We start from the raw sequence: 14,086 nt of genomic DNA, 5'->3' as shown, positions 1-14,086 counted from the left end.
ATTACCACTGTAATAAAACGCGTTGTGCCGAAAATCCAGGACCAAAACTTAACATAAGTCCTTTCTCTCCGGATTTCGGATTATTGTTCATAATGCGTTCTAAAACATATAAAACTGTTGCGCTTGACATATTACCATACTGTTTGAGTACTTCTTTGGTATCCTCAATGTTTTTGCCTAATCCTGAGAATAAAGCTTCAACAGTTGTGACAATTTTTTTACCGCCGGGATGAAATATCATATGGTCCACATCCTTAATTTCTAAATTGTTTTTCTTTAAAAAAGGATGGATAATGTCGCCAAAATGTTCTGAAATTGTATTCGGAACTTCAATATCCAAAACCATTTGCAATCCGTTGTTTGTCACTTTGAACCCCATCATATGTTCTGCATTATAAAAATGATACATTTGTTCATCGATGATTTCAGGGCCATTATCTTCTTCATACGATGATAAAAGGCAGCAGGCGACACCATCACCAAAAATGGCTGCACTTACAATATTTGGCATCGAAAAATCATTAAGCTGAAAAGTGGCTGTGGGCGATTCTACCGCTATTACCGCAGCACGTTTTCCGGGATTGGCCTTAAGAAAATTTTTCGCATATATAATGCCTGATATTCCTGCAGCACATCCCATTTCGGTTACGGGCAGACGTACTATGTCCTGCCTTAGTTTCATTTTATTGATAAGATAAGCGTCTAATGAAGGAATCATGATCCCTGTACAGCTTACTGTAATAATATAATCCAGTGTCTGCGGTTCCCAGTTTGCTTTGTTGAGTGCTTTTTCGAGAACCTGTTCTCCTAAAATAATAACTTCACGGCAGTAAATATCATTTTTTTCTTCAAAAGAGGTTGCGGTAAAAACCTCACTGGGATCCATTATAGAGTACCGTTTGTCTACGGCTGCGCTTTCAAATATCTTTTTTACTTTTTTTATAAAACGCTCTTCATGTCCAGACAGCCAGCCATCCAGAAAAGGAAGTATCGCTTCTGTTGTGCGGGAATACCGGGGTAGCTGCTTTGCAACTGTTGTTATTTTTACACTCATTATTTAGCAATTATCCATTGGTAGCGAAATGCCCATTTCCAGTTAATTATATAATTTTTTAAATCTAATTTTTTGGAGAATTCCTCCAGTTCCTTTCTTTTAAAACCTCTTAAAATGGATACTTGTCCATCTTCCCGCGACATTTTGTTCAGATTAAAAACAAAGCAGATCAATTCAAAAAGGCGGTACGACAGCTTACTGCGATGCAGGTCATTTATTACAATGCCAATTGTTGCATTTTTATTAAAAATACTAATTATATTCGTGATCTGCTCATTGGTAAAGTGATGCAGGGTTAGCGTACATAAAACAATGTCGTATTGAAGGGTTTTAAATTCCTCACTAAAAATATCAACACATATATATTCAATAACAGGAAAACTGACAGACAATGATTTGGCGTAATCTATAGTAAAAGCATTAGCATCGATACCTATGAGTTTAAAATTCATATTATTCTCAGAACCGTAATTCGCCAGCATTCTCAGCATATCGCCATTGCCGCAGCCTATATCAGCTATTGTTATTGGTTCTGAAGTATTGATTTTCTTTAATAATTCTTTTGTTCCATTAAGAGTAAGTTTGTTACCGCCAAGTAATCTGTTAATGCGGGCAATTTGATCCAGTGCAGATTGCAATTCCTCACCGGTAAGTGTAAAATCATCCATTATCTCGGTTTCCTGAGTTCTGTATTGCGTGTTTATTGCCATTTAATTGATTACTATTGGTTTGCCGTGCGTTTGTTTAATGATTAATGAAAGCACGTCAGGAAATGATACTGCTATCGAAACAAGAATATTTGTTATTTTTTTTTGCATCAGGATTTTTGCCAGAATGCGGCCCATAAGCAATCTTCTCCCAAAATGTGACTGCCATTTTTTTTGATATTTTTTTTCTAAAAGATCTCGCGAAATGATTCCGCTTTGGAAATCCAATACTAACTCTGATGCTATTTTAGAACTGTGCAATGCCATTGCCATACCATTGCCGCATAAAGGATGAATAAGACCTGCGGTATCTCCAATCATGATGATATGATTTTCGACAGGTTGTTTTTTGTCAAATGATATTTGACTTATGGTGATTGGTTTTTCAAAAAGCAGATTACTATTTTCAAAAATCGATTTAAGCTGCTTGTTTTTATACAAGACATTCTGTTGATAATCTTCTATATTTTTATACTGCTTAAAAGTTGCGTAGTCCGCCAGATAACAAATATTGATATTATTATCTTCTACTTTTGAAACGCCGCAATAGCCGCCATTAAAGTTGTGTAAGGCTACAAGATCATCAGGAAAATCACCGGAGTAATGCCCTTTAACAGCGAGCCACGATGATTTTTTGTGAATAAATTCTCTTGATAAGACCTGATCGATATTGGAGCGTTTACCATATGCACCCAATACAATTTTACTGGATAATACCTGATTTGGAGTTGTAACCTGAAATAAATCTTTTTGGAACGTTATATCGGTAACGTTTTCCAAAATTATTCTGCATCCATTTGCAAGGGCTTTTTCATATAAAAAATGATCCAGTTTATACCTGCTGATACTGAAGCCGCCTAATGGAAGTTTTGCTTTTGCGCTTTTTCCTTTTTGCGTTGTAAACTCAAATTGAGAAACAGGTACAGGATTTAATTTTGAGACATCTGCACCCAGCCATAATAGGTAGGGTAAAATTTCATTAGAAATATATTCGCCGCAAACTTTATGTCTTGGGTAGGAAGATTTCTCTATAAGAGTTACCTGCATTCCTTTTCTGGATAAATGAATTGCACTTGCCAGACCTGCAAGTCCGCCTCCAATGATAAGTACGTCGGTATTTATTTCCATATACACAAGTTAGCTATAAAAAAACAAAATTGATAAGAAGGCTGTAATTTTTCTTTTTAAACTCATTTTTTAAAAAAATTAAAGTTAAATTCTAAACGCTCAATCTCGTTATATTATTTCTATTTTATATTATAATATTTCTTCTAACATCAAGAGCCAAAATTCAATTGAAATTACAGGAAAATATTAAAATTGAAAAGAAAACCGCTGAAGTATTCCAGCGGTTCTAATAGGAAGATTTATATCTTTTCAAGAATCTAAAGGATCTTGTTCATTAATATTTGAATTGATGCCTTCCTCTAAATAAGATTCATGAATCTCAATCATTTTCTTCTCCAAAATTGTCATTTTACAGATCAGATTTGTCTTTTTGGTCAAAATCGAGGTCTGAATCTTCGTCATCATTAGCGCTTTTTAAATCTTCATCAAGATCCTGGGCAATATCTGCATTTTTTTGAAAAAAAGGATCTTTAAGATCGTTATCATCCTGACTTTCCTCTTCCGAAGAATTTTTAACAGGTAAACCGGTATCACTGTTATTAGAGTGATTAACGTTGTCAGAGCTATCATGCTGGTTAATTGCAGGATCTTCATTTTCTATGGTTTCAGAATTAATTATCTGACTTTCTGATTGAGAATGACGATTATCTCGTCCATAATTCCCGTTGGGTTCTATTGCCATAATAAATAGTTTTAAATTAATTTATTGTTGTCTGCTAATTTTATAGTTAGGGTTTTTTATTATTTAGTGAAGAAGTAATTGAGGGCAAAGCTGCTTAAGGACTTATAATTTGACAAATCTAAAGTCTGTGAAAAACAAAAAAATATAAGATTTTTATTTGTAATTATCTTTTTTATCAGTTAATTAAAGAAAGTTAAGCCTTAATGAATTAGCTTTATAAATCTATTTGATAAGTGATTAATTGCTCCGTAATGCTTCCATCAATTCTTTCTTCGTCATCTTGGATCTTCCTTTAATACTGGCTTTTTTAGCCTCTGCATAAAGATCTTCTTTTGTTCGTTCCGAATATTCTTTACTTGAGCCGCCTCTTTTTTCGGCTCCCTTACTATTGGAAATTCGCGCTGATTTTTGTTTGCTATACCCTTTATCGCGCAATGCTTCATATTGGTCCTTATCTTTAATTTGGGGACCTGGATTTTTTCCTGGCATAATAATATAATTTATAGTTTATAACTTGTCTTTCTAATCGAACATTAGAAAGTTTGAAAGTGAAATTAAAGAAGATTCTCGTTGTTACGATTTAAATTCTCGTTTTCTAAATCATCATCATTGGGTTCGTCTTTGTTTGCAGTAACTTATCTAAAGTTCGTCTGTTCTAGATCATTATCGGAATCAACTTCGTTAGAATCACGATAAAAGCTATTTTCCAAACTTCTGTTTTATTTTCCTCGTCCGGAATATTTTCGTTTTGTGAAGGCTGTGGATGAAATCCTTCGCTATCCGTACACTCGCTGTCCTTTTTTGGAATAAAAATCACGATTTTCCTGATCGAAATTTTCGTTATTATCATTTGTCATAATTTTAAAATTTAGAATTAATAATTATTTTTTGAAGGTGTTGATTTATTTTTTATCCTTTTCATAGAGAATTGATTTTTGCTTCAATTTTTTTATGGACTGTCTTTTTATAACGCTCTTAATTATTTCATGATTTTTTAGAATTATAAAATTTTAATATAAACAAGGCAGTTAGGTAAAGCTAACGTCTTTGTTAAAGAAAAAATTACAGTATTTTAAGTGGTAATTATATTTTTATCAGTTTAATGATTGATATCAAAGATTATAATTAGTCTCTGCAATTAAATCTCAATTTTAAATTTGGTTTTACTTAAAAAACGCTTGCTATAAGTTGCTATGGTTATTTTATAATTTTATTAGAAAATAGTAGAAAGCAATATGCTTTATCTTTTATTAATTTTCGAATTATACACGTTTCAAAAATATCGGTTCTTTCTAATAATTTTAAAACTAATCATTATGAAAATACCTAAGGAAATAGTTAACGGCTTTTTTATTTTTCTGGCAATTGCAGTTTTTTTTCTGCTAATGGAAGTTCTAAATCTTTCCCACTTATTTTACCTGCGTATATTAAATGTTTTATTTATTCTTTACGGTGTAAACAGAACGTTGAAAATGAATCTTGCGGAAGGTAAAAATAGTTTCGTTCCAAATGCTGTATCAGCTATGGTAACTTCTTTTACGGGCGTTGTTTTAAGTATTATAGCGCTATTAATTTACAGCTATGCAAAAGGCGGAGATGGATACGTGAAGTCTCTATCGCAGGCTTTTATGTTTGGAGGGGAACCTTCGGTACCGGCATATGCGCTTAGTCTGTTTTTTGAGGGATCTGCATCCTGCATTATTGTAACGCTCTTATTAATGCTGTATTGGAATAATAAGTACAAAGCTGATTAATGGTTTGATGAACTTATGTTTACTTTTTAAATTTGCAACTGTGTCTAAAGGTTTTTTTGAGGTTCAAAGGTTTAGGAGGTGCAAAACGACAAAGATTTTTCAGGAACAATATTGACAATTGCAGATATTCAGAAGTGTTATTATATAGGTGTTTCATACTGAATGATAATTCATTTTAAGCAGGAAAGAGATAAGATTGGTGTTGAGTGTAAATGCGGAAGCAAAGGACATTTTGGATAAAAAGCAGATGGAGTTATGAATGTAAGAGATGCAGAAGCAGAATCTTATTGCGCAGTGGTACCATTTTGCAAAGTTCTAATTTATCGTTTTTAATTTGGTATTTCCTGCTCCAAAGCATCTGGAGCAATAATGTCCGGATCTGATATGTTTGAAATATGAAATTGTTTGTCAAGGGTATATTTTTATTATTAAGCGTTGTTTTATAATGTAATCACTTGTCAATTTGTGCTTTAGCAGCAATAAGCCTGAACAACGGTTCATATTTTTTTATTTGAAATTCAAGATTTTTGCTGACTTCGACTGGTCCAATACTTCCTTGAAGACAGTATAATTTACGTTTCAGGACGAACATAAACTGCAGCATTCGTATTTTCATTTTATCATCAGCAGAGTCAATGGTTTCTTCAACTTCGACCATCATCCCGGGCCTGCCGTCAATTGTCAAAGCTGTGGTTCGAATAATTTTAGATTTGGGAGGTATCATTTCTGAAATTGAATTTTGGTCAAGAATAATGTCATATTCCTGAGGTAAATCATATACAACAATTAGGAATTTCTCATTGCCTGTTCCATAATAGCTGGTAAATTGTTGAATTGTTTCGGGCATTTCGGCTTCCTCAGCCAGCCAGCTTTTAGGCAGGGATAGTTTTAGGGAGGCTTGTTCTGCCTTATGATGACCTTTTGTGTTGAAAGTTTTAATATGACCGTCAGTGATTTCCTGATGAGGAGCGTCATGGTAGGCAAAAGACAAGATTCCTTTTAATAGCAATGTATCGATAATTAAATGCGGCCTGTCTTTGACTGTTACGAGGAAATCGAGTGCATATTTTTCTTTTTCAATTGGATTTTTGAATTGTTCTTTGAGCAGAGAATCAAGATCGTTTTGTAATTTATTGAACTCTGAATTCTCTAGCTCATCTTCCAAAAAGAGTTCTATATTTCGCTCTGCCCGCCCGAACAAAACTTTTGAGCTCTTTTCTGCTGCTGCAATATTTGGTTGAAGTGCGGGAAATTGGGAGGCAATCATTTGAAGTGCATAACTTTGACCTTTCAGGAAGGCGTATGTTTCAATGGCGAGACTAACTTTCGGAGTGTATTTCTGTACTTGCGGATAGAATATGGCAGGAAATACGCAATATATAAACAATACCAGTTTTTTCATTTTGTATCTATATGGATGATTCAAAAAGGCATTCTTTTAAGACCTTTGAAATTTAAATTATGATTGTCTATTGAAATTAATCCATAGTTGGAGGGCAAAATAGGCCTATTTAATTTCAACGTTATATCCGGAACTAAGGTATTCCTTACGGATGATTAGCCATCCGAAAAGCAGCAGCAGAATCCCGAAAAAAAGAAATCCGTAATTCCACAACTCTTTGTTAGTTGTGAGTTCTCTAACATTATGCATTTCAAGAGTCTGATGGTTAATAATTCCTTCCACTAAATTAAAAACTCCCCAACCAGCCAACATTCCTCCGGTAAGAAGATATCCGGAGGTATTGGTATTAATTTTTCGGAGCACTTTCCAAAGCACGTAAATTCCAACTATTGTGGAGAGTAAAGTAAAAAGATGAAAAATACCATCCCAAAACATATTCACGCTTTTTTGTAATACCGTATCGGGTGGAAATTTATTGGAAAGCATTTCATGCCATTGCAAAATCTGGTGCAGAACAATTCCGTCTGCAAATCCTCCAATACCAATTCCTACGACTATTGCTGCAGTAACAAGGGGTACAGAGGTAATTTTAGAAGCAGCTATATCTGAATTGGAATCTAAATTATAATTTCTGACGGAGAGATAAATTAAAGCTACAATTATAAGAGTCAAAACAATGAAGGCGGAGAACATTATAAAAATATTGGTAAAAAAACTGTCACTTATAGCCTGCTGCAGTTCTTTGTTGCAATTGATACAGCAATATCCATTAGAAGTGAATAGCAACAGACCGATAAACAATATTTTATTGAGGCGATTAGTAATCTTATAATTAAAGGGATTCATTACCAAAACGGATAGTTCTGCCAGGATTAAAAAAGATTTCTTTTTTTTCATAAGGTTCTTTTTATTTGCCACAGATTAAGATACTTTTTTAATCTGTGACATGTTTTAAAGACTTGGCTTTGGTTTTGAACTGGTCAATAAACCTGCTCCAATTTCAAATAGGCCTACTATTAAATGGGGGAGATAAACGCGATCTGAAAAGCCTAATAGCCACGGTGAAGCGGCAAGAATAATTCCGGACAGTACATCCAGAAGTAAATGGACTTTCATCGGAATTATTTTAAAAAGGCCTAACTCATAATTGGTTATCATACTATAAATAAGCAAACCTGCGCCAAGAATAAAAAAAATGAGTCCCTCAGGACTTCTGCGAGCCAAATGAAAAGTGAATGGGGCAACCAAAAGGAAGATTCCAACAATATAGTCCAGATAAGCATGGGTTTTAGGGGTAATTAATTTCATGGTTTTAATTTTAGTGTGAATGCCATGTTCAATTTTCTTTTCTAATTTTCTTACTTCTAAGAAGAAATAGACTCACTTAACTATTAAATGAGTGTATTTCTTATCAAATTTTTAAGTTCGTTGAAAGTATTGGGTTTAATAAGGTAATCTTTTGCACCTAATACTTTTTCGTAATTTTTGGAAAGAAGAGAAGAAGTTGACAGCATAATTACCGGAATATTTTTAGTGATTTCCCTTTTTTTAATTTCGGTTAATAATTCGGGACCAGACATGAGAGGCATATTGACGTCCATAAAAATGAGGTCAGGTTTTATCTCTTTGTTTATTAGTAATCTTAAAGCATCCAACGGATTATTCACAGCAGTGTAAGAAGCATTTGAAACTGTTTTTAATGCTTGTTCAAAAAATTCGCAGTCATCATAATCATCGTCAATTTGTAGAATATTTTTATACTTCATAAATAAGTCATTTAATGGATTAAATAATTGTTTGTATGTTTTGAAGCTTAAATCCTTTTGTCGATAAAAATAGGTTGTTTATCGATTAATATTTTGACATATTGATTAATTGTAATTTTTTTCTTTCTAAATAGCGATTTATTTTTCAAAAATAGAATTGTCAATAAAAATTAATTTATATAATTTATGATTTTTTTTATATAATTCCCATGTTAAAAATGAAATTAATATGACTGACTTAAAAGTATGCTATAAAATAAATCGGAATGATTCTAACAATTAAGTTTCATAATTATGTAAAAATAAATTGTAAATATATAAAAATCACTATGTTATTAGTTTTAAGTTTGACAATTACGTACTAATAGAGAATTTATGAAAATTTATCTAAAAGAAGATTTAAGAAGAAACACATTCAACATCGTTCGATTATTATTTACATAAATTATTTATTAACCAACTAAGAAATATGTTATGGTCTGAGAGCATTCGCAAAGGTAATTCCCAAAATTATCAGTACTATATCTTCTCCAAATTTAAACTTTTTCTTAAGGACCATGCTGTTGTTACGGATGAACAGGTTAAAAGGCTGGAAAGTTTTGAGCTTATTGATAGAAATGAGCTTATTGATAGAAATGCCAGAGGTAAAAAATGTGGCGTGATAGAAGTCCTTCTTACTCATTCATAATTCTTTTAAATTTTTTTGCCAGTATATTATTAAAAAATATAGATAATTTATTTTGAGTTTATGTAAACTAATTTGCTGTTATTTTTTAGCTGACTAAGAAATTAAACGATATGAAAAAATATAAAATAGGAATAATAGGCTATGGTGGATTTGGAAGATTTCTTCATCATTGGTGGTCCAAATTGGAAAATGTTGAAGTTGTAGCAATTGCAGATTCCGGTAAGCATCCACAAAATAACATTGAGAACTGCAAAACTTATCATAATTGGAATGACTTAATTAATGACTCAGAAATAGATATTATAAGTGTCGTTACACCGCCAAACCTGCATGCGGAAATGGCGTGTGCGGCAATGAAAGCCGGAAAGCATGTACTGCTCGAAAAGCCGGCAGCAATCAGCGAAAAAAGCGCCCGGCAAATTTTAAATACGCAAAAGGAAACCGGAATGATTATCACAGTTGATCATATGATACGCTACAATCCAATCATTCAAAAGTTCATGCAGTTGGGACAGAGTGGCGCGCTTGGCAAGTTGAGGCATGTGGTTGTAAACAATTATGCACAAGATGCGGCTTTGCCTTTCGATCACTGGTTTTGGAAAGAAGAGATGTCGGGCGGAATTCTTGTAGAGCACGGAGTACATTTTTTTGATATTGTTAATGCCTTAAGCGGTCAGAAATATACAGAAGTGTATGGAGTTTCCAATCAACGTAATGATTCACAGCGCGATAGGGTTTCCGCTATGGTTCTGTATAATGAAGGACTCATTGCCAGTTATTATCACGCTTTTTCAGGTCCGGGTTTTTTTGAGCAGACTACCATAAATTTAGCTTACGATCTTGCCAGGGTTGAAATCGAAGGCTGGATGCCATTAAAGGGAACTGTAAAAGCTTTGGTGAATGAAGCTGGCAAGGAACAGTTAAAAGACATTCCCGGCTGGACTATAACCAGAACTGAGGCACTTGATAATGTTAGGGACGTTTCCCGACCTGAGGGGTGGGGTGCCTCTGATCCGTCGATCGTATCTCCTAAAGAATTGACATACTGTGGAGGTATAGCGTATGATGTTGATGAAATGGTATTAGGGACCTTTGAACTTCCTCAAACTAAAGGTGAAGTATACGGTACATGTGTGCAATCAATTCTAAGTGACATGATTCAAAAGATAGAAAATAGAGACCACAAATTAACTATAACTATTGAGGATGCTTTTGAAGCATTGATGATTGCTATATTATCATCAAAGTAACATCAAAGTACCAATGATTTACTACAAGATACTAAATATAAACAACGAAGTGTAAACCCTTATTTTCCTTAAACCATAGGGATTAGCAGCAAATGCAATAGCAGCCGCTGTATTCCTTGGTGCCGCTTCTACAATGTTAATGGTATAAAAAGAGCATTAAACATTTTGAGCATTAAATGGACAATGATGATTTTGTATCAGATTAACACCAGAACGATTAGATATGGAGAACTTAAAAGAGCTTTAGGAGGTATATTTAGTAAAAAAATGCTGATACAGGAATTAAATTCTCTGGTTGAGTGTGTATTGAAAATGTATACACATAGAAAATTACATGGAAAGTTTACTATTCTGATGGCGATATTCTCCCGGAGTCAGGCTCACTATTTGTTTGAATATTTTTGAAAAGTGAGGCAGGTTCGAAAATCCGGTATCTAAAGCGATTTCCAAAAAAGTTTTATCACTGGTTGCAATGAGGTATTGTGCTCTTTCTATTTTTTTTTCATGGATATATTTCATGGGTCTTTGTCCTGTATGAGTCAGAAATTGTTTGGAAAAATAATCCTGATTCTGATTGACTCTTCGGGCTAATTGAGACACTGTAATATTTTTGTCCAAATGGAGCTGCACATAACTCATCGTATCTAATATTTTAGGAGATGTAACCTGTGGCTTGTGTGTACTAAAGTCTTTAGTGCTTAAAAATCTCGAAATTAATTGAAGAAGGATACCCTGATTTTCAAACTTAAGATGCGTTTTCATTGTATCATTCAGCGAGCGGTATTCTTTATAAAAAGCTTCTTTTTCATATACTTTCGGATTGTCTGATCTATTGATTCCTCTTCCAGGATTATTTTGCAGCATTTTTTTTATGAGGACTACATCAAGTTCTGTAGTAGCTAATCGTATTATTTTTCTATTATTATTGAACAAAGAAACTCCGTCAGGAGATTCTTCGAAAAACTGAATAAAATATTGACTCAAATAGACTTCACAGCTCAGATTGCAAATCGTAAAACTGGGAACAAGATACAGATAACCTGGCTCTAATGCCCAACGGTTTGAACTGTCAGAAATAAAACCATTTCCTTCATCTATATAATAAATTCGATAATAGGGACTAATCACACTATTATAATTCCAATCATGATTGAGTTTTACATAATCAATATGTAATAATGAAAAAGAATATTTAAAAGTATTGTTGGACATAATGAGATTATAATTATAAAATAACCGCTTTTGAATAATAAAAGGTCGTTTTTGGATAAAAAATATATATAATGAGTTAGTTATATTTGTTATTAATTGTTTTGAAATAAACAACAAAAAAAACTAATAACTAAATTTATATATTAAATATATGCCATAATATTAAATTACAAGCTTGTTTTAATGAGAAACAAAACAAAATTACATCGATAAAGTCGGAAATATATAAATTATTATATAATCATAAAATGATGAACAGACGAAATGCTTTAAAATTGGGTACTACAGCCCTGGCCGGACTCTACCTGTCACCTTTATTAGGACAAAACAATATTTTTAACAATTCTGTATCCAAAGGACCCTTCGAGCCTACCTGGGATTCGCTTGAAAAATACCAGGTCCCTGATTGGTTTCGTGATGCTAAATTTGGCATGTGGGCGCATTGGGGACCTCAATGCGAACCTGAGGCTGGTGATTGGTATGCAAGAGGAATGTATCAGGAAGATTCCTGGCAATATAAATATCATGTTGAAAAATACGGTCATCCTTCAAAATTTGGTTTTAAAGATGTGATCAATGTTTGGAAAGCTGACAACTGGAATCCAGAAGAGTTGGTTAATTTATATAAAGATTCCGGAGCGAAATATTTTATGGCAATGGCTAATCACCATGATAATTTGGATTTGTATGATAGTAAATATCAGCCACATTGGAATTCGACAAAAATGGGTCCAAAAAAAGACATAATAGCCGGATGGGAAAAAGCCGCTCGCAAAGCAGGTCTTCCTTTTGCCGTTAGTGTTCACGCAGCCCATGCCTGGAGTTGGTTTGAAACTGCCCAGCGTTCTGACAAAAATGGTCCTTTAGCTGGAGTTCCTTATGATGGGAAATTGACAAAAGCCGATGGAAAAGGAACTTGGTGGGAAGGTTTAGATCCTCAGGAATTATACGCCCAAAATCATCCATTAAGTGAAAGAAGTTCTGATAATGGTGCGATACACAGCCAATGGAACTGGGGAAATGGAGCAGCAAAACCATCCGAAGCCTATGTGGAAAATTTTCATGATAGAACCATTGATTTGATTGACAAATACAATCCTGATATGATTTATTTTGATGATACGGCATTACCGCTTTGGCCAATAAGCGATGCAGGTTTGCGTATTGCAGCACATATATATAATAAAAGTCTTCAAAAAAATAAAACTGTTCAAGCCGTAATAACCGGTAAAATTTTAGACGATCAGCAAAAAAAAGCTATGGTTTGGGATATCGAAAAAGGACAAGGAAATGCTATCGAACCTTTGCCCTGGCAAACAGATACGTGTCTTGGAAACTGGCATTATGACCGTGGGGTTTACGAAAAAAAACGCTACAAATCAGCTAAAACAGTTATCCATACCCTGATAGATGCAGTAAGTAAAAATGGGAATTTAATGCTTAATATTCCGGTAAGAGGAGATGGAAGTATCGATGAATTAGAACGACAAATTGTAAAAGAAATTGGCGTTTGGATGAAACTAAACAACAAAAGTATTTATGGTACGCGTCCCTGGAAAATATTTGGCGAAGGCCCTCAACTAGGGAGCGCCGGAGCCCTAACCGCTCAGGGTTTTAACGAAGGAAAAGGAAAACCCTTTACATCAGAAGATATTCGTTTTGTTCAAAAAGATAAAACACTTTATGCTACTGTAATGGCTTGGCCAGAAAACGGTACTGCAATTATTAAAAACTTAGGAAAATCTAGTCCACACCGTATAGAGGAAATAAGACAGATTAGATTAGTGAGTACGGGACAAAAACTGAAATTCAAACAGAATTCAAATGCTCTTGAAGTATATTTTCCAAATCACAAACCAGAAGCTTCTTATGCTAATGCTTTGGAAATAATTTAAATAAAAACGGCTGACTTCTGAATTTTGTAAGGAAATGACTTTCGGCATATTAGAACTCGATCTAAAATAATTTAAAAATGAAGCAAATAACGATTCTATTTGTCTTATTTATTCCGTCGTTTTGTATTGGACAAGTAGTTAGATCAGGTAGTTATAACTCTCGATAGAGGAGAACTGCATTTAAGTCCTCTAACCGAAAATACCGTAAGAGTTCAGTATGGTTTGGATATGAAAAGTCAAATACTGAATTAGTTTTTACTTCAAAAGTCAAGGTGCCTGATTTTAAGGTTTCGGAGTCCAACTCACTCATTGAAATTGCTATGTCAAAAATGACTGTTTTAGTAGATAAAAGCAGCGGAACGTTGTCTTATCGCAACCATGAGGGCAAAGTATTCCGTAGCGAAAAAACCAAATAGTCGCATTTTTAAACCAAGTGTAATACAAGGAGTATATGTTTGGGACAGCTTTTCTTGTTGCTCCTGTGGTTTCGGAAGGTGTGGAGTGGGATGTTTACTTACCGGAAAATCAATCAGGATAGTTTAATTTTT

General features: G+C 33.8%; 16 protein-coding genes and 1 pseudogene. 6 read left to right on the top strand and 11 right to left on the bottom strand.

Going from position 1 to position 14,086, the window contains the following annotated elements; genetic code table 11:
* Window position 1: 1 nt before the first annotated feature.
* From J2W48_RS14725 to J2W48_RS14700, 6 genes are all read right to left on the bottom strand, one after another.
* Window positions 2-1,054, bottom strand: a complete 1,053-nt coding sequence (locus tag J2W48_RS14725) for a type III polyketide synthase (protein ID WP_310282401.1) — start codon at window positions 1,052-1,054, stop codon at window positions 2-4.
* On the bottom strand, window positions 1,054-1,764 hold the full coding sequence (locus tag J2W48_RS14720; RefSeq protein ID WP_310282400.1) for a methyltransferase domain-containing protein: 711 nt from the start codon (window positions 1,762-1,764) through the stop codon (window positions 1,054-1,056). The genes J2W48_RS14725 and J2W48_RS14720 overlap by 1 nt, the downstream gene beginning before the upstream one ends.
* Window positions 1,765-2,889 (bottom strand): NAD(P)/FAD-dependent oxidoreductase, encoded by a 1,125-nt coding sequence (locus J2W48_RS14715; RefSeq protein ID WP_310282399.1) that lies wholly within the window; start codon window positions 2,887-2,889, stop codon window positions 1,765-1,767.
* A gap of 349 nt (window positions 2,890-3,238) precedes the next feature.
* Window positions 3,239-3,571 (bottom strand): hypothetical protein, encoded by a 333-nt coding sequence (locus tag J2W48_RS14710; RefSeq protein WP_310282398.1) that lies wholly within the window; start codon window positions 3,569-3,571, stop codon window positions 3,239-3,241.
* A 237-nt stretch (window positions 3,572-3,808) separates the two neighbouring features.
* Entirely contained in the window at window positions 3,809-4,060 is a 252-nt protein-coding gene (locus J2W48_RS14705) for a DUF7218 family protein (protein ID WP_310282397.1), read from the bottom strand.
* A gap of 166 nt (window positions 4,061-4,226) precedes the next feature.
* Complete coding sequence (locus J2W48_RS14700; RefSeq protein WP_310282396.1) at window positions 4,227-4,421, bottom strand: hypothetical protein; 195 nt, start codon at window positions 4,419-4,421, stop codon at window positions 4,227-4,229.
* Between the two features lie 466 nt (window positions 4,422-4,887).
* Between J2W48_RS14700 and J2W48_RS14695 the strand changes: the two genes are divergently transcribed.
* On the top strand, window positions 4,888-5,325 hold the full coding sequence (locus J2W48_RS14695) for a hypothetical protein (RefSeq protein ID WP_310282395.1): 438 nt from the start codon (window positions 4,888-4,890) through the stop codon (window positions 5,323-5,325).
* A 162-nt stretch (window positions 5,326-5,487) separates the two neighbouring features.
* Window positions 5,488-5,666 (top strand): annotated as a pseudogene (locus tag J2W48_RS14690) (IS1595 family transposase); the annotation flags it as partial.
* A 110-nt stretch (window positions 5,667-5,776) separates the two neighbouring features.
* Here the strand turns inward: J2W48_RS14690 and J2W48_RS14685 are convergent.
* The 4 genes from J2W48_RS14685 to J2W48_RS14670 all read right to left on the bottom strand — a co-directional run bounded on the left by J2W48_RS14685 (window position 5,777) and on the right by J2W48_RS14670 (window position 8,493).
* Window positions 5,777-6,727 carry a hypothetical protein gene (locus J2W48_RS14685; RefSeq protein WP_310282394.1) on the bottom strand — a complete coding sequence of 317 codons (951 nt, stop codon included), beginning with the start codon at window positions 6,725-6,727 and terminating at the stop codon, window positions 5,777-5,779.
* 105 nt (window positions 6,728-6,832) lie between these two features.
* Window positions 6,833-7,624 (bottom strand): DUF2243 domain-containing protein, encoded by a 792-nt coding sequence (locus J2W48_RS14680; protein ID WP_310282393.1) that lies wholly within the window; start codon window positions 7,622-7,624, stop codon window positions 6,833-6,835.
* 54 nt (window positions 7,625-7,678) lie between these two features.
* Entirely contained in the window at window positions 7,679-8,035 is a 357-nt protein-coding gene (locus J2W48_RS14675) for an SPW repeat domain-containing protein (protein WP_310282392.1), read from the bottom strand.
* Between the two features lie 83 nt (window positions 8,036-8,118).
* Window positions 8,119-8,493 carry a response regulator gene (locus J2W48_RS14670; RefSeq protein WP_310282391.1) on the bottom strand — a complete coding sequence of 125 codons (375 nt, stop codon included), beginning with the start codon at window positions 8,491-8,493 and terminating at the stop codon, window positions 8,119-8,121.
* A 798-nt stretch (window positions 8,494-9,291) separates the two neighbouring features.
* On the opposite strand from J2W48_RS14670, the gene J2W48_RS14665 reads away from it, so the two are divergent.
* Together J2W48_RS14665 and J2W48_RS14660 are read left to right on the top strand one after the other, a co-directional pair.
* Entirely contained in the window at window positions 9,292-10,431 is a 1,140-nt protein-coding gene (locus J2W48_RS14665) for a Gfo/Idh/MocA family protein (RefSeq protein WP_310282390.1), read from the top strand.
* A gap of 165 nt (window positions 10,432-10,596) precedes the next feature.
* A complete protein-coding gene (locus tag J2W48_RS14660; RefSeq protein ID WP_310282389.1) occupies window positions 10,597-10,836 on the top strand; it encodes a winged helix-turn-helix transcriptional regulator in 240 nt (79 codons plus the stop codon).
* Here J2W48_RS14660 and J2W48_RS14655 read toward each other — a convergent pair.
* Window positions 10,762-11,643, bottom strand: coding sequence for a helix-turn-helix domain-containing protein (locus J2W48_RS14655; RefSeq protein WP_310282388.1), 882 nt, complete (start codon window positions 11,641-11,643; stop codon window positions 10,762-10,764). The genes J2W48_RS14660 and J2W48_RS14655 overlap by 75 nt on opposite strands.
* Window positions 11,644-11,891: 248 nt before the next feature.
* On the opposite strand from J2W48_RS14655, the gene J2W48_RS14650 reads away from it, so the two are divergent.
* Both J2W48_RS14650 and J2W48_RS23125 read left to right on the top strand, forming a co-directional pair.
* Complete coding sequence (locus J2W48_RS14650) at window positions 11,892-13,538, top strand: alpha-L-fucosidase (protein ID WP_310282387.1); 1,647 nt, start codon at window positions 11,892-11,894, stop codon at window positions 13,536-13,538.
* A gap of 451 nt (window positions 13,539-13,989) precedes the next feature.
* Entirely contained in the window at window positions 13,990-14,076 is an 87-nt protein-coding gene (locus J2W48_RS23125) for a hypothetical protein (protein ID WP_409025181.1), read from the top strand.
* Window positions 14,077-14,086: the final 10 nt, after the last annotated feature.

The sequence above is a fragment of the Flavobacterium piscis genome, assembly GCF_031457575.1.
In the GTDB taxonomy this organism is placed as follows: domain Bacteria; phylum Bacteroidota; class Bacteroidia; order Flavobacteriales; family Flavobacteriaceae; genus Flavobacterium; species Flavobacterium piscis_A.
This window is presented reverse-complemented; position numbering and strand designations above follow the sequence as displayed.

Bases quoted from the DNA above. Each gene is read 5' to 3' on its own strand.
- J2W48_RS14685 (WP_310282394.1), bottom strand. From the start codon at position 6,727: ATGAAAAAACTGGTATTGTTTATATATTGCGTATTTCCTGCCATATTC.
- J2W48_RS14695 (WP_310282395.1), top strand. From the start codon at position 4,888: ATGAAAATACCTAAGGAAATAGTTAACGGCTTTTTTATTTTTCTGGCA.
- J2W48_RS14680 (WP_310282393.1), bottom strand. From the start codon at position 7,624: ATGAAAAAAAAGAAATCTTTTTTAATCCTGGCAGAACTATCCGTTTTG.
- J2W48_RS14675 (WP_310282392.1), bottom strand. From the start codon at position 8,035: ATGAAATTAATTACCCCTAAAACCCATGCTTATCTGGACTATATTGTT.
- J2W48_RS14655 (WP_310282388.1), bottom strand. From the start codon at position 11,643: ATGTCCAACAATACTTTTAAATATTCTTTTTCATTATTACATATTGAT.
- J2W48_RS14650 (WP_310282387.1), top strand. From the start codon at position 11,892: ATGATGAACAGACGAAATGCTTTAAAATTGGGTACTACAGCCCTGGCC.
- J2W48_RS14665 (WP_310282390.1), top strand. From the start codon at position 9,292: ATGAAAAAATATAAAATAGGAATAATAGGCTATGGTGGATTTGGAAGA.
- J2W48_RS14700 (WP_310282396.1), bottom strand. From the start codon at position 4,421: ATGATAATAACGAAAATTTCGATCAGGAAAATCGTGATTTTTATTCCA.
- J2W48_RS14670 (WP_310282391.1), bottom strand. From the start codon at position 8,493: ATGAAGTATAAAAATATTCTACAAATTGACGATGATTATGATGACTGC.
- J2W48_RS14720 (WP_310282400.1), bottom strand. From the start codon at position 1,764: ATGGCAATAAACACGCAATACAGAACTCAGGAAACCGAGATAATGGAT.
- J2W48_RS23125 (WP_409025181.1), top strand. From the start codon at position 13,990: ATGTTTGGGACAGCTTTTCTTGTTGCTCCTGTGGTTTCGGAAGGTGTG.
- J2W48_RS14710 (WP_310282398.1), bottom strand. From the start codon at position 3,571: ATGGCAATAGAACCCAACGGGAATTATGGACGAGATAATCGTCATTCT.
- J2W48_RS14725 (WP_310282401.1), bottom strand. From the start codon at position 1,054: ATGAGTGTAAAAATAACAACAGTTGCAAAGCAGCTACCCCGGTATTCC.
- J2W48_RS14715 (WP_310282399.1), bottom strand. From the start codon at position 2,889: ATGGAAATAAATACCGACGTACTTATCATTGGAGGCGGACTTGCAGGT.
- J2W48_RS14705 (WP_310282397.1), bottom strand. From the start codon at position 4,060: ATGCCAGGAAAAAATCCAGGTCCCCAAATTAAAGATAAGGACCAATAT.